We start from the raw sequence: 25083 nt of genomic DNA on the forward strand, positions 1-25083 counted from the left end.
GTAGAAAAATGGCAGATGTTTTATCACAAAATGAAATAGATGCCTTGTTATCAGCTCTATCCACAGGAGAGCTGGAACCAGAAGAGGTTGGAAAAGACGAAGAAAAACATAAAGTAAAAGTATATGATTTTAGAAGCCCTCAGAAATTTTCAAAAGAACATATAAGGACGCTTGAAGTAGTGCATGATAATTATGCAAGAATTTTATCTAATTATCTCACAGCTCAGGTACGTCAGAATATAAAAATTAAAGTAGAAACAGTTGAACAGGTTCCATATGAAGAATTTATACATTCTGTTCAAAATCCTACAATAATAACATTATTTAAGATGCCTCCGCTTACAGGAAATATTATATTAGAGACTAATCCACAGTTTTCTTTAGAAGTTATTGATATTCTATTAGGTGGAAATGGTGATAGAAAAATTGAAGTAAAAGAATTTACTGATATAGATAAAAATATAATGCTTCATGTTACAAGTGGTATGATTCAGAATCTTAAACTTGCATGGAACGGTGTTTTAAATGTTAAACCTGAAGTTGTAGGAATAGAAACTAACCCTGCTTTAAATCAGACACTAGCTCCAAATGAACCAGTTGCGTTAATTACATTTTCTGTTGAAATGGGTAAGACAAGTACTTTTGTAAATATGTGTATACCATATTTATGTATAGAAAAGCAGCTGGATAGTTTGGTTGTACAATATAAATTTCAGAGTTCAGATGAAGAGGCTCTTGTTGATTCAAGAAATAAGGTACAAAATGGAATTAAAAAAGTTGATGTTGATATATTGGCACAACTTGGAAAGACAGATATTAGCGTCTATGATTTTTTGAAACTTACAGTTGGAGATATTATAAAACTAGATGAAAGAGCTTCATCACCTATAAAGGTTTATGTTGGAGATCAGGAATGTTATTACGCAAAACCTGGAACTACTGGCAAGAATATGGGCGTAATGATACTAGATGTTACAGATAAGGAAGTGAGAGTAGATGGGTGATAATTTTTTATCTCAAGATGAGATAAATGCATTATTAGCTGGAAATAATGAAGATTCATCAAAAGAAAATACACCAAACAAAGATGAAGTAAATGAGAAAGATGAAGTAAATGAGGAAGAATTAATAAATGAGACAGATAAAGATTTACTTGGAGAAATAGGAAATATTTCTATGGGATCTGCCTCTACCGCATTATATCAGCTGATAAATCAAAAAGTAAATATTACAACACCAGTAGTAAGTGTAACGACACTTGGCGAAATAAAGAAGAGTTTTGAAACTCCTAATATTGTTCTTGACATAAAATATATTAATGGAATAGTAGGAAGAAACATATTAATAATAAAAATTGAAGATGGTCTTGTAATATCAAACCTAATGATGGGTGGAGATGGTTCAGTAAGTGATCATACAGAATTATCTGAAATTGAAATAAGTGCAGTTTCAGAAGCGATGAATCAGATGATAGGATCAGCTGCTACTTCGATGGCAACAATGTTTGGGAGAAAGGTTGATATATCACCTCCAACTTCAAAAGTTGTAACAAGTAAGGATGAACCTTTATCAGATGCCATTTCAGACGATGAAAGAATTGTTAAAGTTTCATTCAAGATGACAATTGGAGATATTGTAGATAGTAATATAATGCAGATATTCCCAATTAAAACAGCAAAGAACATAGTAGCAATAATGACAGGAACAGAAGTTAAAGAGGAATTAAAGGATAATAAAATTACTGAAAAACCTGCTGAAACAGTAGTTAAACCAGAGATGCAGCCAAAAGAAGAACCTGCTATAAAAAATACTGCAGCAGTTGATAGCGATAGACAAAGTAATGCTAGTTACAGTAATAATGTTATGCAAAGTCAGCCTCAGCAACCTGTTGAAGTACATGAAGCATCATTTGCTCCATTAAATCAGAATCAAAATCAAAATGTGGTACCACCAATTAAGAATATTGATTTGATTTTGGATGTACCTCTTAATATATCCGTTGTACTTGGAAGAGCTAAAAAGAGTATTCAGGATATTCTTGATTTAGGAAGTGGTTCTTTAATAGAACTTGATAAACTTGCTGAAGAACCTGTAGAGATACTAGTTAATGGAAAGACAATAGCAGAAGGTGAAGTTGTTGTTGTTGATGAAAACTTTGGTGTTAGAATAACAAATATTATAGACACAGCAGAGAGAGTTAAATCATTAAAATAAAGTTCAAATAAAATATATTCGTGAAATTATGGGCTAACCGCTTTTTACGCGGCTAGCCTTTTTTTATTTTTACTATTAATTAAAAATAAAAATTTACGATAATAAGTTATTGATAAATAACAGGAGGAGTATCTATGAATATCAATAAAATATATGGGGCATCATTTGTTAATTCATATAATAAAAATGTATGCGCTAAAAAATCAACTCAAAATGAAAATAGTTCAAAGGATACTATTGAAATTTCAAATTTTGCAAAAACACTTTCAGATTATAAAAATAGTAATAACGTTAATAATGAAAAGAAAATTTCTGAAATAAAAGATAAGATTAAAAGTGGAACTTATAATGTTGATGCAAAGCTTACAGCAGAAAGTATACTTAAAGAGATAAATAAAAGAAAGGGCTTATAAAATTTTATGATTGATAAAATTATAAGAATAATAAATGATGAAAGCAAAGCTTTAGAAGATTTACTAATGCTTTTAAAAATGCAATATGATCTTTTAATGAAACAGGATGTATTTGGTCTTGAAGGTATAATAGAGAAAATAAATGCATCAAGCAAAGTTTTAGCTAAATATGAATTAGATAGAAGAAACCTTTTAGGAAAACAGAGCTTTAAGAATTTTGTAGCTTCATCTAATAGCGATAAGCTTAAAGAATCTTATGAAAAAGTAAAAGAAACGCTTGAAAAAACAAATATGCAAAAAGAAACTAATGATGTATTAGTTAAGCAGAAACTTTTATTTACGAATAAAATGCTATCTATAATGAATCCAAACAGAGAAGCAAATGTATATAATTCATATGGAAATATAAAAAGAAAATAAGGAAGTTAAAATATATTACAGGGAAGTTTAGTAATTACGAAAGGATAGATTAAAATGTCAGGATTATTAGGAACTCTTACAACAGCCGTAAGAGGAATTAATGTTCAGCAAGGGAACATAAGTACAGCATCACATAATATTGCTAATGTTGGAACAGATGGATACTCAAGGCAGAGGACAGTTGTTCAGACTACAATACCATTTGGAGCAAATTCAAAATATGAACTTTGCACATATGGTCAAGTTGGAACTGGAGCAGAAATTACAGATATCATGAGAATAAGAAATACTTTTCTTGATTATCAGGTAAGAAATGAGATGGGGGTAAATGCAGATGCATCTGAAAGAAATACATATCTTACAGGTGTAGATGATATTTTAAATGAAGTCAGTGATAATGGAATTCAGAAATGTCTTACTGAATTTTTTAATGCTTATAATGACTTTGCAACAACACCTTCATCAGATACAAATAGAGGTTTAGTATATAAAGCATCTCAGGCGCTTGCTGAACAAATAAACAGTAAATACACAGAAGTTGAGAATCAGAAAGAAGATGCACAGGCACAGCTAAAAGATTCTACAGAAACAATAAATGATCTTTTAGATAAAATTAATGAGTTAAATCAAAAGATATCATCAATTTCTGCACTTGGAATGAGTGCAAATGATTATATGGATACAAGAGATTTGTATTTAGATGATTTAAGTGAGCAGCTAGGAATAACTGTAAAAAGAGATAAGTACGATACAATAAGTGTGTCAGCAGGTGAAATAAGCGGAATAAATAATTTAGTTAATGCTTCTCCATCAGATATGGATTATACAAGATTTTCATATGTTGAAGAAGCTGAGCTTAAAGGGAGTACAATTACAGTAACATATTCTGCACTTGGAGATGAAAATAATAAAAAGACATTTACATTAACAGGAGACCAAGATACAGTAGATAAGCTTTTAAAAAATAGAATGCTTATTGCAGATAAAGATGGAGAAGTTAGCGGTGTTACAGCTGCAAATCTTGATTCAAAGCTTGTAAATAATATAGAAAAAGGAAAGGTTGCCGCAAGAGAAAATGTTCAGGATAATATTCAGGGATATTTAAATAGACTTGATGCATTTGCGGCTTCATTTGCGTATACAGTAAATGCAATTCAAACTGGTGATACAGGAGATGGAAATGGAGCAGGAATAGTTGATAAAGATGGAAATAAAGTTACTACAGAAGTTTTATTTACAGTAAAGAAGTCAGACGGTACTCTTACTGGAACTGATGATGGAATTTCTGCTAAAAATATTTCTGTAAATACAAATATCCAAACTGACCTTTCAATATTAAATTCAGGAAGATATCATGTAGATGATTATAGTGGAACTAAAGATAATGAAAGAGCACAGGCTATGTATAAGCTTAAAGATTTAAATGTTGATATGAGCGCATTATTTAATGCAGCCGATGGAAGCATTAAAGATAATACTATTGATACAAGAAAGAATTTCTTTGATTCTAAGACAGATGTAGGAATAGAATTTTCAGATGCTGACTGTGTAGATATTATAAATACTAAAAATGGAACAGGCTCTAATATGTTTAATTATTATCAAAATATTATTGGAACTATTGCAAATGATGCAAAATCTGCAAATTCTGATGCAACAACATCATCGGATCTTTTATTGCAGTATAAAAATAGCAGACTTCAAGAATCAGGAGTTTCACTTGATGAAGAAATGGCAAACCTTGTACAGTTTACACATGCATTTCAGGCAAATGGAAGAATGATAAATACAGTTGATAAATTGCTCGATGTAGTAGTAAACGGACTTATGAATTAAAAGGGGGAGAAAATTTATGCCAAGAATAACAAATACAATGCTTATTAATAATTATATGAATAATATGCAGAGAAATTTAAATAGCATGAGCATTACACAGAATCAGATGTCATCAGGTAAGCTTATTCAAAGAGCTTCTGAAGACCCTTCAGCTGCTGTTAAAGTAATGCAGCTTAATGCAGAAATTAATTCTAATAAAACATATAATACAAATATAAATGATGCAACAAACTGGCTTAATACAACAGATACAGCTATGAATGAGGTAACTAACATTGTAAAGAGAGTAAGAACTCTTATGGTTAAAGCTGGAAACGGAACATATGAAGAAGATGAAATTACAGCAATAAAGAATGAAGTAGATGAGAGAATAAATCAGATGGGTGAAGTTTTAAATACTTCGTTTAATGGTGAATACATTTTTGGAGGTACAAAGAATACTTCAAAACCTGTAGCAGTTGAAGATGGTCAGATTTATTATGTTGATAAAAATGGTAATAAACTAGATTCTACAACTGATCCTAATGGAAAGATTAAAGATCAGATAGCATCAAAAGTAAGTGTTGGAATTTCTGATGGAATTTTTCTTGACTATAATAAAAATGCAGTAGATGTTTTAGAATTTAAGGATAGTCAAAATAAATCTCTTAATGGATCAAATATACTTTCCGATTTATCTAAATGTCTTGGTGTAGCGTCTGGTGAATCTTCTTCTGTATCATTATCTGATGGAAGCGTAGTATCAAGTTCAAGTGAGGCATTAGATAAAATAAGTGGAGATATAAATGAAAATATGAGCTTATTTACGCAAAATATATTATCAGTAAGATCGACTGTAGGTGCAATGCAAAACAGAATGGACTCTGCAAAAACTAATAATGAAGATCAAACTTATAATATGACAGATATTTTATCAAAAACTGATGATATTGATGTTACAGAAAAGACAATGCAGTATGCTGTTTTGCAGACAGTATATACAGCAACTCTTCAAACAAGTTCTAAAGTTTTAAATAATACACTTATGGACTATTTAAACTAGAGTAAAGATTATGAGAGGAGCTTTTACACGATGAAGTTAATTTCGAGAATTGATGGCGAAATCGAATATAATGAGGATGAAATAATTTATTTTAAAAAGGGACTACTTGGTTTTGAAAAATGTAAAAAATATATTTTAAAAGACTTAGATGAGTATAAACCTTTTAAAATACTTCAATCTATAGACGATGAAAATGTAGGAATGATAGTAATTTCTACATATGATTTTTTTAAAGACTACGATATAAAATTAAATGAAGAAACAGTTAAAAATCTTAAATTAAAGTCTGCAAAAGATGCATTTGTAATTACAACAATTACATTAAATTCAGATGCACAGAAAATTACTACAAATCTTCAGGGACCTATAATAATAAATATTTCTGAGAAGAAGGGCGAACAGATTATTTTAGATAATCCAAAGTTTAAGACAAAAGAGTCCCTTATAAAGGGGTGATAAGATGTTAATAATCACTAGAAAAAAAGGTCAATCACTAAAAATAGGTGATGATATAGAAATAACAGTAAGTAGAATAGATGATGGAAGCGTTAAACTTGGAATTAATGCTCCAAAAGAAGTTTCGATTCTTAGAAAAGAAATTTATGATGAGGTTCAAAAAGAAAATAAGGATGCAGTAAAAGTGGATCTTAATATGTTAAAAAATATTAGTAAAAAGTAAAAGAATATTTTGTGAATTTCAAGGAGGAATGATAACATGGATGTTAACTCAATTGCAAAGTCTTCAGTAGCTGCTATAAACACATATAATAATAATCAAAATAATATTTCATCTGGGGATTTAGCTAAAGAAAGCTCAGTAGATGATAAAACATCTACTGATAAAAAAATTAATGCTGCTGACTCTAAAAAATATGATAAAGAAGATTTAGAAAAAGCGGTAAATAAATTAAATAAATTTTTAGAAGATGATAATACAAGGGCTGAATTTTCTTATCATAAACAGTTAGGTACATTGATGGTTAAAGTAGTTGATCAAAATACAAAAAAAGTATTATTAGAAGTCCCACCAGAGAAGATATTAGATATGGTTGCAAGTATGTGCGAACAATTTGGAATAATTGATAAAAAAGCATAGATATGGAATTTAAATTAAATCAAATAGATACTGATATAAGAAGAAAGATGCAGGAGGAAGTTAAGGAAGACAAGGTGCATTCCTCAAAAGATTCCGATGGAAAAGGAAATATTATTAAAGATAAAAGAAAAAATAACGAAAGTAAAAGTAATGACAGAAAAAATGAAAACAAAGGAAAAAGGTTCATTACAGTGGACGGTTTTATACCGAATAAGAATTCAATAAGAATCGAAGCACAAAAATTAGAAAATCTAAATGAAGATGATATTAAAGGAACAGTTCTAGATACGAAAAAGTAGGAGGATTTATCATGTATCAAAATGGCTATAACGTATATAAGAATAACAGTGTAAACTATGCATCTAAGGATCAGCTTTTATTAATGCTCACAGAAGGTGCTGTTAAGTTTTCTAAAATAGGAAGACAAGCTATTATAGATAAAGATATATCTAAAGCACATAAAAGTCTTTTAAGAACACAGGACATTTTTACAGAGCTTATGGTAAGTCTTGATAAAAATGCAGGAGAATGGGCAGAAAATTTATATAAAGTTTACGATTTTATAAAAAGAAGACTTGCTGATGCTAATATGCAGAAAAATAAAGAGATTATGGATGAAATCATTCCTCTTATAGAGGATATTAACAATATGTGGAATGATGCTTATAAAAAGTCAAAACAAAGTATGTAAATAAAAAGGAAGTGATAAACCATGACAATGAGAATAACAGGAATGTCAAGTGGACTTGATGTTGATTCAATAGTTACAGATACTTTAAAACCATATATGACTAAAATTGATACAGCAAAGCAGCAGAAACAGATTTTAGAATGGAAACAAGAACAGTATCAAGATATTATGAAAAAAGCTGATACTTTTTATACTAAGTATTTAACAACAACTGGCTCATCAAGTTTGTTTAAGATGAGTGCTTATAATGAAACTAAGTTTACATCAGATAATAGTGCTGTTTCAGTTTCTGGAAGTTCTGATGCTAATATTCAGAATTATACAGTAAGTAATGTTGTTAAAGCTACAAAGGCATATGCAACAATAAGTAATGATGATTTAAATAATATTAATACATTAAGTATTAATAATACATCAATTATTAGTGATAGTGATAAGGATTTGGATTTAACAGGATTGAGCGATTCTGAAATTGCTGATAAATTAAATGAAGCTCTTCAGGAAAAAGGCTTTAATGTATCTGCACGATATAGTGATTTTGCTAATAATGGTGCTGGCGGACTTATTATTGAAAATAAGGAAGCTGGAACAGAGACATTATCAGTAAAAATAAATGGTACTGATAAAGAAATGGCAAAACCAGGTAATGGACTTTATGCAACTATTTCAGATGGATCTAATACAATATATATAAAAGATGGAGAGCAATATAAGAAAGTTGCTGATCCCGATGATGATTCTAAATTTAAATTAGAAATAGTAAATAATTCTGATATCAAAATAAATCAGAATAACGTAACTATTGATGGAACAACATTTAAGTTTAATAGTTCAACAACAGAATTGGATTCTACTAAGGATACTGGTGTTGTAGATAACAGTGCAACAAATACTGTAAATATAACAGGTTCTCAAGATGTAAGCAAATTAAAAGATACAATAGTAAGTTTTGTAAAAGATTATAATGATCTTATAGGAGACATAAATACAAAGCTTTGGGAAGAGTATGACACCGATTATCAGCCACTTACAGATGATCAAATGGATGCTATGTCAGATAAGCAGATAGAAAATTGGCAGACAAAAGCTCAGACTGGACTTCTTAGAAAAGATGAAGATTTAAGAAATTTATCAGACAGTTTAAAAGATGCAATGAATACATTTATGGGAGGCAGCGGACTTTCTCTTGAAAGAATTGGATTTAAGGCGGTAAATGATTATAAAGAAGATAATGGTAAATTTGATATTGATGAAGATAAATTAAAAACTGCACTCGAAAGTAATTTTGATGATATAAAAGATTTATTTATGAAAAATTATACATCTGATGATACTTCAAATGCAGGAATAATCCCAAAAGTTCAAAAAATAATGTATAATAATTTTGAAAAGTATGATTCTGTATTTAATAAGAAAGCAGCTAAAAGTGGAGTTTATGCAGTAACAAATGATATGTATAAATCAATACTTGAAAAGAAAAATTTAATTGAGGATTTAAATGATGATTATACAGATAGACAAAATGATCTTTATACAAAATATTCTAAGCTTGAAACAGCTATGGCTGAAGCTCAGTCTCAGCAGTCTTCAATGTCAGCATGGTTTGGAACATCAAGTTAGATAAAAGGAGATTATTATGAATCTACATGAATATTTAAATAAGTATTTAGATATAACTAAAAAATTAATACAGAATATTTATGCTGAAGATAAACTTTCTAATCTTCTTAAGCAAAGAAAAGATATTCTTGATAAAATAAATATGTATAAGTTAGAGGAATCACAAAATGTTGATGAAAGATTAAAAAATGAGATATTACAAAAGGATGAAGAATTATCTTTATCTTTAAAAAATCATAAAAATAATCTTTTAAATAAAATTAATTCTTTAAAGAAACGTAAACAGGCAAGAATATGTTATTCATCTTCAAAAATATCTTCTGGATTTTTTAATAAAAAAATCTAAAAAATGCTAAAGTATTAAAAGATAAGTGCGAATATATAAATGTAAAGCTTATAAGTGTATAACTCTTAAGAGTTTATATAAATAAATTTTTGGACATGGATGTCCGTTTAAAATCAAGGAGGAAAATATTATGGTAATATCACATAACTTAAATGCAATGAACGCACACAGACAGATGAAAATCTCTACAGGAGAACAAGGAAAGTCAATTGAAAAGTTAAGTTCTGGATACAGAATTAACAGAGCTGGAGACGATGCAGCAGGACTTGCAATCTCAGAAAAAATGAGAGCACAGATAAATGGTCTTGATCAGGGTTCAAGAAATGCACAAGATGGTATCTCAATGGTACAGACAGCAGAAGGTGCATTAACAGAAACTCACTCAATGCTTCAGAGATTAAAGACATTAGCAGTACAATCAGCTAATGGAACTTATTCAGATGGAGATAGAGCATCAATTAATCTTGAAGTTGAACAATTAAAATCAGAAATAAGCAGAATAGGATCACAAACAGACTTTAATGGAACAAAAGTATTAAAAGATGCTAAGGCAGTAAATATTCAAGTTGGTAATAAAAATGGTCAGACAATAGCAATTAGCTTAGCTGATATGACTGCTTCAGGAATTACTGTAAACAACATAGATCTTTCTAATGAAACTAAAGCAGGAGAGGCAATAGATACAATAGATACTGCAATAAAGAATGTATCAGATCAGAGAGCAAAACTTGGAGCTGTTCAGAACAGACTTGAACATACAATCAAATCTGTAGATAATACATCAGAAAACATTCAAGCAGCAGAGTCAAGAATCAGAGATACAGATATGGCAAAAGAAATGATGAACTATACTAAGTCTCAGATTTTAACAAATGCAGCACAGAGTATGCTTGCACAAGCAAATCAAGCACCACAGAGTGTTCTTCAATTATTACAGTAGTCATTAATAAAAAAATCGGATTCAATGATTTGAATCCGATTTTTTTATCCATAAATATATTAAAGAAAGTATATATATTATCGATAATTAAATAAATAAAAGAATTTTGGAGGATAAAAGCTACATATGATAGAAGAAAAATATGAAGTGATGGAATCTGTCTATAAGTATATTAATAATTTAAAAAAAGGACTTAAAGATGTATCTAATATGATTCAGTCTGGAAATGAAATTCAGGGAATAAAAAAATTTATACCTTCATTAGATGGAATAGAATATATAATAAAGGTAGCTGAACTTACAAAAGATATTCAAAAAGATCACATTGATATAAATAAATTAAATGATTTGCTTAAAGAAATTATAGATTCATTTGAAAATGAAGATTATGTATTATTAGGAGATTTAATAAATTATGAATTAATACCTATAATAAATGATATCCAGATTTCGTTTCGTAGATCATTAGATAATAGATAAATAAGTGGAGAATTGAGAAATGGCATTAGATATAGAAATTTCTAAAGATAATTATAAAATTTTAAGAGTAGACTCATGCGGTAAAAAAATTTATATTGGAAGCAAATATAATCAAAAAAGAGAGATAAAAAAATTTGTAGACTCAGTGTGGCCTATAACGTATAATGATATATTTATTATTTTGGGATTAAGTTTAGGAGAGCATATAGAAGAAATTCAAAAATATACTGAATTAAATCAAAAAATATTAATAGTAGAATTTAATAAGGAACTTATACAGTATTGTAGAAGTGATAAAAAAATTGCTGAGATTTTAAATAAATCTGGAATTAAAATAACTAATTCAATAAAAGAAGTAGATGATTTTTTTCAAAATTATGTTAATAAATCAAATGTTAATTTTGTAAAAGTTAATACATATTGTAAATATGCTAATATTTTTTGGAATGAATATGAACATATATATAGTCATATAAAAAGTTCTATATTTAATATTGTAATTAACAGAAATACATTAAATATATTAGGAAATAAATATTTTGAAAATTTTCTTGGAAATATTAAATATATTGCAAAAAATCCTGAAATAAATATTCTTAAAGATAAATATAAGAATAAACCTGCAGTAATTGTTTCAGCAGGTCCTTCATTAAGTAAAAATGTTAATCTTTTAAGGAATATAGATAATACACTTATATTAACAGGTGGAAGAACAATAAAGACACTTATGGAACGTAATATACATCCTAGCCTTTTAGGAATAGTTGATCCAACAGACAAATCATATGAAATTGTAAAAGATGTTATTGAAAAAGTAGATTATCCACTCTATTTTAATGATGTTACGCCTACATATGTATTGCTTCATCATAAAAGAAAAAAAATATATTCATTACAGAATCAATTTTTAAATGATATTTTGAAAAAAGATATACCATCTCTTTATGGAGGTGGATCTATTGCACATAGTCTTACTGAAGTGGCGTTATATATTGGATGTAATCCTATTATTTATATAGGACAGGATTTAGCATATACAAATGATCTAGAACATGATAATTCGGCAAGAAATCCAGGAAGTGATGCGAAACATAGAATTTATAAGAGAAATGATGATATATATGTTGACGATATATATGGAAACAAGGTAAGGACAAGTTTGGTTCTTAATTCTTATAGAGAAAATCTAGAAAAAATAATTTCTGAGAATCCAAGTATAAGTTTTATAAATGCAACAGAAGGTGGATCTAATATAAAGGGTACTGAGATACATACACTATCTGAAGTACTTAAAAAAATAAAAAAAGAGAAGATTATTTCGATAGATCAATATCTTGATAATATTAATGATGTAGATTATTCTAAAATGATTTGTGAATATTTAAAAAATACATTAAAAGAATGTACAGAATTTTATAAACTTTGTGAAGATGGCAAAAACAATTTAAACAAGTGTAAAGTTATGTATGGTAATAATTTATATAAAAAGTATGAAGAAAAATTTTTATTACTCCATAAAAAAATTCAAAGTAAGATTCACAATTTAATAGTTTTTGATGCTCTATTATCAAAGGTTATATATGAGGTTGAAGGAAATAATAAATATGCAGTTATTTTTAGTGATTCTCCTATAGAAAAATTTCAAAAAAAATATAATATGGCATTTGATTTATATAGCAATGTACAGAAAGTTATAGAAAAATATTCACCACAAATAGAAAATATTATAAAAGATTTAGAAAAAATAAATTGAGGTGATAATGTGTTTAATAATTCAATTATTTTAATAACAGGTGGGACAGGTTCTTTTGGACATAAGTTTGCTGAAAGAATTTTAAAGGAATATAACCCTAAAAAAATAATAATTTACTCACGAGATGAGTTTAAACAAGATAATATGGCAAAAGAGTTTAGACTTAAATATCCTGAAAAATATCAAAAATTAAGATTTTTTATTGGTGATGTAAGAGATAAAGAAAGACTTTATAGGGCATTTAAAGATGTAGATTATGTAATTCATGCAGCAGCTATGAAACAGGTTCCTGCATGTGAATATAATCCGTTTGAAGCTATAAAAACTAATATTCATGGTGCTCAGAATATAGTTGATGCTGCAATTGACTGTAATGTAAAAAAAGTAGTTGCACTTTCAACAGATAAGGCTGTTAACCCTATTAATTTATATGGTGGTACTAAGCTTGTATCTGATAAATTATTTATATCAGGAAATGCGTATTCAGCAGGTCATGGAACAGTATTTTCTGTTGTAAGATATGGAAATGTTGCTGGAAGCAGGGGATCTGTAATACCATTTTTTAAATCGCTTCTTGAAAGCGGAAAAAAAGTTTTGCCAGTTACTGATTATAGAATGACAAGATTTTTTATAACACTTGATCAAGGCGTAGATTTGGTATTTAAAGCTTTAAAAGAGTCAAAAGGCGGAGAAACTTATATTTCAAAAATTCCTTCATTTAAAATATCAGATTTAGCTAAAGCTATGAATCCTGATGGGGATATGCAGGAAGTTGGAATAAGAGAAGGTGAAAAGCTTCATGAAGTCATGATAACTAGGGATGATTCAAGAATGACTTATGAGTATGATAAGCATTATATAATTTATCCACATTTTAACTGGTGGAATTCACAGAAAAATATGACACCTGGTGGAAAACCTGTAGAAGAGGGATTTGAATATAATTCAGCAACAAATAAAGAGTGGCTTTCTGTAGCTGACTTAAAAAAGATTTTAAATGACAGTGATTTTTAATATTTGGAGAATAAAGAGATGAATTTACTATTAACTTCTATAGGAAAAAGGGTACAGCTTATAAAACATTTAAAAAAAAATTTTAAAGTTATTGGTGCTGATGCAGGAGAATTGAATGCAGGAAGATATTTTGCAGATAAATTTTATAAAATACCAAAAGCAAATGAAGATACATATATAAATATGCTTTTAAAAATATGCAAAGAAGAAGATATAAAAGTTTTGATACCTTTATATGAAGGAGAATTTGAAAAACTTAGCGAAGCTAGAAAAGAATTTAAAAATATAGGAACACTACTTTTATTAAGTAGTAAAGAAATATTAGATATATGTAAAGATAAAAAGAAGACATATACATTTTTTAAAAATTCAGATATAAAGTTACCTAAAGTATATAATGATGAAGAAATAGAAGGCTTAATACATAATAATAATTTTGATAAATTAAAATTTATTATAAAGCCAAGAGATGGTATGGGAAGCAGCAGCGTTTTTAAAGCTGAGAATAAAACTGAACTGATATTCTTCAAGAATTATGTAAAAAATTGTATTGTTCAAGAGTTTATATCAGGGGATGAATATACTGTTGATGTACTTGTAGATTTTAAAGGAAATCCTATTTATATTGTTCCAAGAAAAAGAATTGAAATAAGAAGCGGTGAAGTTGTAAAGAGCGCTACTATAAAAGATAAACAGATAATAGATATGACATTAAAAGTTATAAAAAAATTAAATGAATTAAGAGATAAAGATGAAGTATCTAGTGTAGGCCCTCTTACAATACAGTTTATAAAGACATTTGATCAAAAGTTATTTCTTTTGGAAATAAATCCACGCTTTGGAGGTGGAGTACCACTTAGTTTTGAAGCGGGAGCTAACTATGGACAAAAGATATTTGATATGGTAATGGAAAAAAAGAGTGAATACTGCAGAGATTTTAATGAGAAGATTATGATTAGGTATGAGGAAGCTGTATTTTTAAATTAAAAAATTAGAAAGCAATTATTTCATAAAAGTAATTTAATAAAAGTTATACAATATATAATTATTATATAAGAAAGTATTTATATCTTATATGAACTGAGATATAAAATTATGTTATAGAGGTGAATGTTAGAATTATGAAAAAGAAAGTCGTTTTATTTGGTGCTTCAGAACTTGGTAAAAAAGCAGTTAATCTGTTAAAAGAGAAATATGAAATTGTATATTTTTGTGATAATGATATCGCTAAACAAGGCAAAAAGATTAACAATGTTTTAATAATTTCTTTTAATAGATTAAAAGAAATATATCAGGATTATGAAATAATAATAACTAGTATGTATATTAAAGAAATAAGTAAGCAATTAAAAGAATTAAAGTTAAGAAAAATTTCATATTTTTTACTAGTTAATGATGACACATATAAAATAAGGACAAGAGAAAAAGAAGAGGAAAAGGATGTATATTCAATAACGTATAATAACAGAAAAATAAAATTTTATTTACCAAATCGAGATGAATATATTCAAGGTTTAATTTATGATTATTCTATGTTTTATGAAATAAAAATATTGGAAAAAATTAAAGAATTTGATTTAAAAGATAAAGTCATAATAGATGTTGGAGCAAATATAGGTAATCATAGTTTGTATTTTGCTAAAGTTATAGATAGTTTAAATGTATATTCATTTGAACCTAATATTAAATTGAGAAAAATTTTTGAGAAGAATATGAAAATTAATAATATAGATAATAAAGTATTTCTTAAAAATTGTGCACTTTCAAATGAAGAATGTTATGGAAATTTAGAAATAATAGATAAAAATAATTGGGGATCAAATAAAATAAAATATGATAAAAATGGTTTTATACAAGTTAAGACTTTAGATGATATTATGTTACCTTTGAACAAAAAAATTGGATTAATAAAAGTTGATGTTGAAGGAATGGAATATTTAGTCTTAAAAGGTGCCGAAAAAATTATTGCTAAATATAGACCTATTTTATGTGTAGAAATTTTGACAGAAATTAAATATAAAGAGATAACTGAGTATTTGAAAAAATATGGATATAAAAAAGTATTTAGTTTTAATTGTGCTACATATATTTTTAGAAAAATATGAAATAATTTTCGTTATATTATAAATTAGATATTAAAAAGAGAGGATATTAAAAAAATAATCATATGATTAAAGGAGAATATAATACGTATGAAGGAAAAAGTCATTTTATTTGGAGCTTCAAATCTTGGTAAAGTAGCACTTCAAAAGTTAAAGAATAAATATGAAATATTATTTTTTTGTGATAATTCTAAAGAAAAATGGAATACAGAATTTTGCAATATAAAAATTATTTCTCCAATGCAATTAAAAGACAATTTTGAAGGTATACGAGTTATTATAACGAGTATATACTCAAATCAAATAATTTCACAGTTAGAAAAAATGCATATAAAAAAAATTGATGTTTTTAATTATATACATATTTTTAATGATACTAGATACACCCTGAAAGATATTGATGGTGATAAACAGCTAGATAATAAAAATAAAAAAGTAGAAAAAATTGCGTTCTTTGTTAATGGAAATATCGATTTCTGTAAAAAAATAATAGATAGTTTGCAAAAAGAATATTATGTTAGAATTTGTAATATTAATGATGAAAAAGATGTGTTAGATTGCTTAAACTGGTGCGATTTATGTTGGTTTGAATGGTGTGATATATTATTTCAATATTGTAGCAATCTGAAAATAATTAAAAGTAAGAAAGTTATAGTAAGATTACATTTATATGAGATTTTTGAAAAAAAAATTTATTCTATGAACTGGAATATAGTTGATAAAATAATTTTTGTAGCTGATTGGGTAAAAGAAGAGTTTTTAACAAAGATTAAAATTGAGAAAGATAAAACTATTGTTATACCTAATATATTTGATTATAAAGAATTTGAATTTAAAGAAAAACAAAAAGGGTATAATATAGCAATTGTTGGCTCCATCATAGCTAAGAAAAATATACCTGCTGTAATACAGTTATTTTATGAATTATATAATATTAATAACAATTATAAATTATATATAGCAAGTTATAAAAATGAGGAATTGAGTTATAGATATATTAAAGGAATTATAAAAAAATTACATCTAGAAAAAAGTATTATTTTATGTGGTAAAATTCCACATGAAAAATTATCAAATTGGTTTTCAGATAAACAATATATTTTAAGTGGTTCTATAGTTGAATCTCAGGGATTAAATATTCTTGAAGGAATGGCATGTGGATTAAAGCCAGTAATTAATTATTTTCCAGGAATTGAATGCTTATATCCGGAAGAATATACATATTTTTCATTAAGAGGTTTTGTTGATAAATTTGAAAAAGAGAAAATAGAAAGTTTCAAATATAGGAAATTTGTTGAAGATAACTTTAGAATTGAAGAAACTATGAAAAGAATAAAAGAAGTGATTAGAAATCTTTAAATTAGAAAGCGAGTCTAATGTTTTTTGATAAATTAATGTGAAAATGAAGTTTTTAGAATAGTAAATATTTAATAGAAAAAAGTAGAGGGGATTATTATGGAAAAAATAATTTTATTTGGAGCATCAAAAAAAGGCAAAATAGCATATAATGTTTTAAAAGAAAAATATGACATATGCTATTTTTGTGATAATGATAAAAACAAATGGAATACATATTTTTGCAATAAAAAAATCATTTCAACAGATGAACTTTTAAAATATAAGGAAGATAAAATTATAATTACAAGTGAATATTATGGAGAAATATCATTTCAATTGAAGAGCTATGGTTTAAAAAATATATATGTATTTTGGTATGCTGATATAAATGATATAACATATAAGAAAAAATATTTTATAAATAAAGCAGTTGATTTAGGAATAATTAATAATATTAAGTTGGAAACTGATACTATTAATAAACATAAAATTACTTTGAAAGAAAATAACAATAAAATTGGTAGAAATGTTTTGATGATTGCTTATGATTTTCCACCAACTGCTGGTAGTAGTGTTCAAAGAGTACTGAAATTTGCTAAATATTTAAAATATTATAAATGGAATCCTATAATAGTAACTACAGATAAATATTATGGAACGCAGAGTAATGATGAATCATTACTACAAGAACTAGATGAAGGTATAAAAATAGTTAGAATTAAATGTGATATTGTATATTCAGAACAGCTTGATAATGGAAAAATAACTAATTATTTAAATATAATTAATAAAATGATTGCTAATAAAGAAAAATTAATTAATTTTATTAATTTATTAAATAATGATTTTAATGGTAATAGAAAAAATGTTCTTATACCAGATCCATTTGTATTTTGGGCTTATGAGGTAATACAAAATATAGAAAATTATGTAAATATGAATGATATAGATATTATTTATTCTACATCGGCACCATATTCAGATCATATAGCAGCGTATTTTATTAAAGATAAGTATTCAATCCCATGGGTTGCAGATTATAGAGATTCATGGATAGGAGATCCATATAAAAGCAAGATGCCTAAAGAAAGACAAGAACTAGAAGAGGAAATAGAGAAAGCAATTGTAAATTATGCGGATAGAATTATTGAGGTCACACCATTAATAACAGAAGAATATATAAATGTATTTTCATTAGATAGAAAAAAGGTTTTAACTATAACTAATGGATATGATGAAGAGGATTTTAATAATTATATAGGTAAGACAAAAAATAATAAATTTAAAATTACTTATACAGGAACATTATTTCAAAATAGATTATGTGCTAATTTATTTAATGCAGTTAATAATTTAATTTCTGAAAATAAAATTAGTGCAGATAACATATGCATTGAATTTTATGGAAAATTATTAGGAGATACTTCTATAAGAATAAAAGAATATGATAAAAATAATATTTGCCAGATAGGAGGATATTTGGCACATAAGGATGCTATTTATTTAAATTCTAAAAGTAATTTATTATTACTTCCAATAGGCAAAGAAGATAAATTTAAATCTATTTATACAGGAAAAGTTTTTGAATATTTAAGATTATATAAACCGATATTAGCCTTATCACCTAAAGGAAGTTTAGTTGAAAAATTACTTTTAGAGACAAAATCTGGAAAAAATTTTAAATATGAAGATTTAGAGGGAATAAAGGAATACATATATAATCAGTATATGTTATGGAAAGAAAATAAAGAATATATAGGGTATGATAAAGATAAAATATTAAATTATGATAGAAGAACTTTAACTAGAAAATTAGCAGATATATTTAATGAAATAATATGTTAAATAGTAATTTAATTGATGTTATTGTAGATATATATGTTAAAGAAGTTCAACGTGCAATATTTTATTTAGAAAATAAAATCATTGTTTAGGAGATTGTATTTATGAAAGTTAGTATAGTAGTAACTGCATATAATATTGAGAATTATATAGAAAAATGTTTACAAAGCTTGATTAATCAAACATATAAAGATATAGAAATTATAGTAGTTGATGATGGCTCAATAGATAATACATATAAAAAAATAAAAAGAATGCAACTTATGGATAAAAGAATTGTGATGATTTCACAAAAGAATAAAGGTGTACAGGCTGCTAGAAAAAAAGGATTTGAATTTTCAAATGGTGAGTATTTTTTACTTGTTGATGGAGATGACTATTTAGAAAAAGAATGTATAGCAGAATTAGTTAAATGTGTATCAGATAATAAATATGATTTTGTTTACTATAATATTAATATTATAAAAAATAATGAAAAAAAACAATATGTTGCTCAGATAGATTATAAAAATTCAATTGACAGTGATTTTCTTAAAATCTATATGTCATCAAAAAGTATGCAGAATGGACTTTATTGTAAATTTATAAAAAAAGATTTTATTATAAAGAATAAGATAAATATATTATCATCTAGTTACAGTATGGGCGAAGATCTTTTGGACACAATTATTTTAGGTTTATATAAACCAAAAGTATATTATTTAAATAAATGTTTATATAATTATGTAAGGCATAGCGATAGTATAACAGGAAGCGGGAAAAATAAGATTCAAATATTAGATATATTTAATTATATAGATGAAAATTTTAAATTAGATAAAATTGAGATGTATAAAGAAGTATATCAATATTTTAAATTTAATGAAACTTTTGTTCCATATTGTTTATTAGAGCAAAATAATAGTGTGAAAAAAGAAGTGTATATATGGTGGATGAAACAAAAGATTAATATTGAAAATAATAGATTATTTAAAAAGTATAAAATGTTTTATGATTCAAAATTAATTGAAAAAATGTTTTATTATAATATAGATTTTGAATTAGGATACAAAATGGATAAATTAATATTTCAAAATAATGCAAATAATGCAAAAAGATTATCTATTGAAAATGATAGCCATCGAGTAAATGATGTTAAAAGAATAAAAATGTATAATGATTTGTATGAAAGTATATTTAAATTGGAATCTTATGATATTTTAAAAGAATATCTTAAGGAAAATAATATTAAAAATATAATCTTATATGGATATTCAAATTTAGCATTATATTTAAAAAATAGAATTAAAACATATAAATTTATAAAAAATGTATGGATTGCAGATGGTTATACTTATTGCAAAAATGTTATAAATATTCAAAATAATAAAGACATTTTTGATATATCTGACATTATTTTTATTATCCCTATTCATGCATATGAAAGAATTTACTCTATACTTTTAATGCAAAACATAAATCAAACTAAAATAGTAAATATAAATAATGTTCTTAAGAAAGAAGGTTAATAATGAATTTTAAAGTATCTGTTATTATGCCTGTATTTAATGCTGAAAAATATCTAGAAGAGAGTATTAAAAGTGTCTTAAATCAAACTTATAAAAATTTTGAATTTATAATTATTAATGATGGATCAACAGATTCATCATTAAGTATAATTAACAAATTTAAGAGTATGGACAATAGGATACGAGTAATTGATCAAAAAAATAATGGAATTGTTTATAGTTTAAACAAAGGTATAAGTACTGCAAAAGGAAAATATATTGCTAGAATGGATGCAGATGATATATCACTACCTAATAGAATAAAGAATCAAGTTAAATATATGGAAACGAATCAATTAAAAAATTGGTATCTAAAATAGAAGAATAAGTTATGAAAGAGAGGTTATTATGAAAATACTATATTTGATAGATCAATATAAACCAGAATATTATTCTGGTGCTATAAAGTTTGCAGAAAATATTATAAATCATTTTGCAAATAACAATGAAATAATTATAATTTCATACTCTCAGAATATACATACTGATGCAAAAAAGTTTTCGCAAATACTATATTGGAAGGAGCAGATTGATGGAATTAGTTGCATAAAATTTTATTTAAATAATAAGTATATTAATTATGAATTATTAAATAATGAAATATATGAATTTGCTGTAAATTTAATAAACAAAATTGATCCAGACATTATTCATTTTTGTCATACAAGGAGAGTAGCGTCGTTTATAAAAGCAGCAATAGATTTAAATAAGAAATATTTAATTACATTTACTGATAATTTTTTTGTATGTCCCAATCTATTCTTATTTACTAAAGATAGTCAGATTTGTAATGAAAGGCATAAAGATTTAATATGTTCTAAAAAATGTAATTATTCATCAAAAATAATATCTGAAAATAAAAAAATTGTTGATAAATATGTAATAAATGCATCTGCACTTATTACACCATCTGAATTTCAAAAGAAAATATATGAAGAATATTTTAACAAAGAATTTATTGTTATAAACCATGGAAATTTAATACCAAATAAAGAAATAAGACTGGATGATTATCCAAAACAAAAATTAATTTTTTCTTTTACTGCAAATAGCGAAGCACATAAAGGTTTAATGATAGCTGTTGCAGCATTTAATAGTCTTACTAAAAATATTAATGCTGAACTTTATGTTTATGGATACTGTGATGATTCGATAAGACTGTTAAGCGGAAATAAAGTTATATTTAAAGGTCAATACAATAATAGTGAAGTTTCAAAAATTTTAAAAAATGTAGATTTTGTTTTATGTCCATCAATTTGGTATGAAAATTATCCATTTACTATTACAGAAGCTTTAGCAAATGATGTACCTGTAATTGCTAGTAATGAAGGCGGAATGAAAGAACTTGTAAAAAATTGTATAAATGGATTTACGTTTGAAGTTGGAAATTATAAAGATTTAGCTAGAATTATAGAATTTTTATATCTTAATCAAAACGTTATTAAATTTTTAAAGACCAATATTAACAAGCAGCATATTCAAAGCATTGATGATGAAATAGAAAGTTATGAGAATATATATAGTAAATGCTTAAATAATCAAGAAATAAAAATAGAAAAAAGTTCTATTTTAAGTTCTGTTTGGAAAGAAATGTTAATGAAAAAATATAGAAATATTAATTTGCAAAAATATAGACCAATAATTTATGATATAGCAAAAAAGTATAATTACTATATTAACGACGATAAAATATACAGATTTATTTTAAGATTAAATAATATGGAACAATTATTACGAAATAAACATTTAAAATCATTAATTATATGGGGAACAGGAACATCTGCGAAATTAACAATACAAATATTAAGAAAATTATATAAAGATATAAACATAGATTATGTAGTAGACAAATTTAAAGAAAAAGGTATTTTTGAAGATTTACAAGTTAAGAATGTCTCATATCTTCAAAAACATGATTTTAATTATGTTTTTATTTGTACTTCGCCAGGGAAAAAAGATGCAATAAAACTTATGGACAAGCTTGATAAGAAAATTAATAAAAATTATAATTTTGGAATATGTGTTGAATAAATAACTAGTTTTAGGAGATAAAAAATGTGGCAGAATGATCAAACATTATCAAAATATAAAGAACAGTTTAAAAAGTATAAATATATTAGCTTTGATATTTTTGATACACTTCTTTTAAGAAACTTATCAAAACCTACTGATATTTTTTTAAAAGTAGGAAGTAAAGCTAGAAAATGTGGATATTTAAATGAAAACATTGATAAATATGAGTTCAATAGAATAAGAATTTTAGCACAAAAGAAAGTACGTAATATGTGCAGAAAAATAGATAAAGAAATTACTCTTTTAGATATCTATAATGAAATGCCTAATAATATAGGAAATATGAAAGAGATTATGAAAATAGAAATCGAAGAAGAAAAAGAATTGACATATTTAAATCCTGTTATATATGACCTTCTAAAATTTTTAAAACAGAAGGGTAAAAAAATTTTTCTTATTTCTGATATGTATTTGAATGCAAAAATTATAAAAGAAATTCTTCTTTATAATAATTTTGATTATACTAAAATTGATGGATTGTTTGTTTCTTGTGATGTTTCATTGAGTAAGAGTAATGGAAAATTATTTAAATATGTTTTAGAAAAATATAAAATTAATGCTTCTGATATTATACATATTGGTGATAATTATAGTAAAGATATCCAAGGAGCACAAAAAGAATCAATAAAGACTATTTATTATAATCCTGTATCTAGAAAAGATAATACAATAGATTTTGAAAATTATATTTATAGAGACGTGCTACCTGAAATAAAATCTTTAAGGAAAGTAGCTGGTAATTTAGCAGCGAAGTATGATAAAGATGAAATTTTTTGGTTTAAATTTGGGGCTGAAATATTTGGACCTGTTATTACATTATTTTGTGATTATGTAATAAATGAAGCAAAGAAAAATGATATTAAAATGATTAGACCATTTATGAGAGAGGCTGTAACATTAATAGATGTTTTAAAGAAATCTGCTAGTAATATAGACTACAATTGTGATATTGAACCATTATATATATCAAGAAAAGTTACAATTTTACCATCATTTAAAGAAATTAATCAGCAGAATTTAAACAAAATTTTTTATATTAAAAATATTTCATTTAAAGATGTAATAGATTTAATTGGTTTAAATAAAGAAAATATTAAGAAATATATATGTTATTATGATAAACTTATTCGAGATATAAATAAAGAAAAATTAAATGAAATATCGTCATTTATACTTAATAATTATAAAAAGGAAATTAATGAAGAAATTTATAAGTCAAGAAAAATATTAAAAGAATACTTATACCAAGAAAAAATGAATAAAGGAAAATTGATTACAGTTGACTTTGGTGTAAAAGGTACAGTACAGGAAATTATAGAAGATTTAATGGATAATGAAAGCATGATGCATATTGTAATGATATCAAGTGAGCATTTATATGATAAATTGGAAAAGGGAATAAACATTAATACTTTCTTAGGTTCATATGATGAAAATTTAGAATTATCTACTAATCTTCTTCAAAATTTTAAATTGGTAGTATTTGAAGATATAATGATGGATGAGAAAGGTTCAACTGTTGGATATACTGATACAGCAGATAAAATAGCACCAAATCTTGGAATTAATATGGTTCCAAAATTGGAACTTAAATTAAAGAAAATTTTGAGAGAAGGTATATCGTGTTTTCAGAAGATTTATTATCAGAGCTTAAATAAAAAAAGAATTATAAATAATTTATATTTTAAAAAGAAGGATATTTTAAAAATATTAGCAAGAGTGATGTCTGTACCATCTAAAGAGGAAAGCCTCAGGCTTGGAAATTTATCTCATGAAAATAGTTTTGGAAGTACTTGTGTTGAAAAAATATGTAAAGAAACAGAAATTAATTTTTTAGAAAAAATGGATTTGGATGAATTTATTACACAGCAGAATGAAATTGGTGTAAAATGGCCAGAAGCAGTAATTACAATGAAGTATCCACAGTATTTGCAGAATAAAGCTATAATTAGTAGCAACACCCTTCCAATATATTATAAAGAAGCGTTAATTACTGCATTAAAGATAAAAGAAGAAGGAATTAACGATATTATTATATGGGGAGCAGGAGAAGTTGGTAAAGTGTGCATAGATGTATTTACAAATCAGAATATAAATATAAGATATATAATAGATAGTAAATCATGGCTATGGGATACTAAAATTTTTGGAATACCAATTAAATCTGCAGAATTTATAGCTGATATGTATAAAAATCAAAGTATAAATATATTAATTTCGTCTTTTAGTTTTGCTGAGGATATTAAAAATTCTATAAGTAAGAAATTTAATAAGTTTAAAGTATATACTTTATAGAATCATAATATGGAAAAGAGG

Annotated in this window: 25 protein-coding genes; all 25 read left to right on the forward strand. The window is 25.8% G+C overall.

Translation table 11 applies throughout. From position 1 onward, the window contains the following. Window positions 1-8: 8 nt before the first annotated feature. The 25 genes from fliM (at window position 9) to MTX53_RS03375 (ending at window position 25062) form a co-directional block, all read left to right on the forward strand. A complete protein-coding gene (gene fliM / locus MTX53_RS03255; protein ID WP_244834792.1) occupies window positions 9-1004 on the forward strand; it encodes a flagellar motor switch protein FliM in 996 nt (331 codons plus the stop codon). Then, window positions 997-2214, forward strand: a complete 1218-nt coding sequence (gene fliY / locus MTX53_RS03260) for a flagellar motor switch phosphatase FliY (RefSeq protein WP_244834793.1) — start codon at window positions 997-999, stop codon at window positions 2212-2214. The genes fliM and fliY overlap by 8 nt, the downstream gene beginning before the upstream one ends. A gap of 134 nt (window positions 2215-2348) precedes the next feature. Further along, entirely contained in the window at window positions 2349-2627 is a 279-nt protein-coding gene (locus MTX53_RS03265; RefSeq protein ID WP_244834794.1) for a flagellar biosynthesis anti-sigma factor FlgM, read from the forward strand. A gap of 6 nt (window positions 2628-2633) precedes the next feature. Beyond that, a complete protein-coding gene (locus MTX53_RS03270) occupies window positions 2634-3047 on the forward strand; it encodes a flagellar protein FlgN (RefSeq protein ID WP_244834795.1) in 414 nt (137 codons plus the stop codon). A gap of 54 nt (window positions 3048-3101) precedes the next feature. Beyond that, window positions 3102-4883, forward strand: coding sequence for a flagellar hook-associated protein FlgK (gene flgK / locus MTX53_RS03275; RefSeq protein WP_244834796.1), 1782 nt, complete (start codon window positions 3102-3104; stop codon window positions 4881-4883). 16 nt (window positions 4884-4899) lie between these two features. Further along, window positions 4900-5925 carry a flagellar hook-associated protein FlgL gene (gene flgL / locus MTX53_RS03280; RefSeq protein ID WP_244834797.1) on the forward strand — a complete coding sequence of 342 codons (1026 nt, stop codon included), beginning with the start codon at window positions 4900-4902 and terminating at the stop codon, window positions 5923-5925. Window positions 5926-5955: 30 nt separating this feature from the next. Next, on the forward strand, window positions 5956-6381 hold the full coding sequence (gene fliW / locus MTX53_RS03285) for a flagellar assembly protein FliW (protein WP_244834798.1): 426 nt from the start codon (window positions 5956-5958) through the stop codon (window positions 6379-6381). Between the two features lie 4 nt (window positions 6382-6385). After that, window positions 6386-6604 (forward strand): carbon storage regulator CsrA, encoded by a 219-nt coding sequence (gene csrA, locus MTX53_RS03290; RefSeq protein WP_244834799.1) that lies wholly within the window; start codon window positions 6386-6388, stop codon window positions 6602-6604. Window positions 6605-6640: 36 nt separating this feature from the next. Further along, window positions 6641-7021 (forward strand): flagellar protein FlaG, encoded by a 381-nt coding sequence (locus tag MTX53_RS03295; RefSeq protein ID WP_244834800.1) that lies wholly within the window; start codon window positions 6641-6643, stop codon window positions 7019-7021. Window positions 7022-7023: 2 nt separating this feature from the next. Further along, window positions 7024-7320, forward strand: a complete 297-nt coding sequence (locus MTX53_RS03300) for a hypothetical protein (RefSeq protein WP_244834801.1) — start codon at window positions 7024-7026, stop codon at window positions 7318-7320. Window positions 7321-7331: 11 nt separating this feature from the next. Further along, a complete protein-coding gene (gene fliS, locus MTX53_RS03305) occupies window positions 7332-7712 on the forward strand; it encodes a flagellar export chaperone FliS (protein WP_244834802.1) in 381 nt (126 codons plus the stop codon). A 21-nt stretch (window positions 7713-7733) separates the two neighbouring features. After that, window positions 7734-9332, forward strand: a complete 1599-nt coding sequence (gene fliD, locus MTX53_RS03310) for a flagellar filament capping protein FliD (RefSeq protein ID WP_244834803.1) — start codon at window positions 7734-7736, stop codon at window positions 9330-9332. A gap of 16 nt (window positions 9333-9348) precedes the next feature. Continuing rightward, window positions 9349-9678: a hypothetical protein gene (locus tag MTX53_RS03315; RefSeq protein WP_244834804.1), complete on the forward strand. Its 330-nt coding sequence runs from the start codon at window positions 9349-9351 to the stop codon at window positions 9676-9678. Window positions 9679-9808: 130 nt separating this feature from the next. Then, window positions 9809-10618: a flagellin gene (locus MTX53_RS03320; RefSeq protein ID WP_244834805.1), complete on the forward strand. Its 810-nt coding sequence runs from the start codon at window positions 9809-9811 to the stop codon at window positions 10616-10618. Window positions 10619-10744: 126 nt separating this feature from the next. Continuing rightward, complete coding sequence (locus MTX53_RS03325; RefSeq protein ID WP_244834806.1) at window positions 10745-11098, forward strand: hypothetical protein; 354 nt, start codon at window positions 10745-10747, stop codon at window positions 11096-11098. Window positions 11099-11117: 19 nt separating this feature from the next. Further along, a complete protein-coding gene (locus MTX53_RS03330; protein WP_244834807.1) occupies window positions 11118-12851 on the forward strand; it encodes a 6-hydroxymethylpterin diphosphokinase MptE-like protein in 1734 nt (577 codons plus the stop codon). A 9-nt stretch (window positions 12852-12860) separates the two neighbouring features. Then, on the forward strand, window positions 12861-13865 hold the full coding sequence (gene pseB, locus MTX53_RS03335; protein WP_244834808.1) for a UDP-N-acetylglucosamine 4,6-dehydratase (inverting): 1005 nt from the start codon (window positions 12861-12863) through the stop codon (window positions 13863-13865). Between the two features lie 18 nt (window positions 13866-13883). Beyond that, on the forward strand, window positions 13884-14852 hold the full coding sequence (locus MTX53_RS03340) for an ATP-grasp domain-containing protein (RefSeq protein WP_244834809.1): 969 nt from the start codon (window positions 13884-13886) through the stop codon (window positions 14850-14852). A 134-nt stretch (window positions 14853-14986) separates the two neighbouring features. Next, a complete protein-coding gene (locus MTX53_RS03345) occupies window positions 14987-15970 on the forward strand; it encodes an FkbM family methyltransferase (RefSeq protein ID WP_244834810.1) in 984 nt (327 codons plus the stop codon). Window positions 15971-16057: 87 nt separating this feature from the next. Then, a complete protein-coding gene (locus tag MTX53_RS03350; protein WP_244834811.1) occupies window positions 16058-17326 on the forward strand; it encodes a glycosyltransferase in 1269 nt (422 codons plus the stop codon). Between the two features lie 96 nt (window positions 17327-17422). Next, on the forward strand, window positions 17423-19150 hold the full coding sequence (locus tag MTX53_RS03355) for a hypothetical protein (protein ID WP_244834812.1): 1728 nt from the start codon (window positions 17423-17425) through the stop codon (window positions 19148-19150). Between the two features lie 101 nt (window positions 19151-19251). Next, window positions 19252-20655, forward strand: a complete 1404-nt coding sequence (locus MTX53_RS03360) for a glycosyltransferase family 2 protein (protein ID WP_244834813.1) — start codon at window positions 19252-19254, stop codon at window positions 20653-20655. A gap of 2 nt (window positions 20656-20657) precedes the next feature. After that, a complete protein-coding gene (locus MTX53_RS03365) occupies window positions 20658-21014 on the forward strand; it encodes a glycosyltransferase family 2 protein (protein WP_244834814.1) in 357 nt (118 codons plus the stop codon). 28 nt (window positions 21015-21042) lie between these two features. After that, the gene (locus MTX53_RS03370) at window positions 21043-22725 is read left to right on the forward strand and encodes a glycosyltransferase (protein ID WP_244834815.1); all 1683 of its coding nucleotides are present in this window, start codon (window positions 21043-21045) and stop codon (window positions 22723-22725) included. A 24-nt stretch (window positions 22726-22749) separates the two neighbouring features. Then, window positions 22750-25062 carry an HAD-IA family hydrolase gene (locus MTX53_RS03375; RefSeq protein WP_244834816.1) on the forward strand — a complete coding sequence of 771 codons (2313 nt, stop codon included), beginning with the start codon at window positions 22750-22752 and terminating at the stop codon, window positions 25060-25062. Window positions 25063-25083 lie beyond the last annotated feature (21 nt).

The sequence above is a fragment of the Clostridium sp. BJN0001 genome (genome assembly GCF_022869825.1).
Classification (GTDB): Bacteria; Bacillota; Clostridia; order Clostridiales; family Clostridiaceae; genus Clostridium.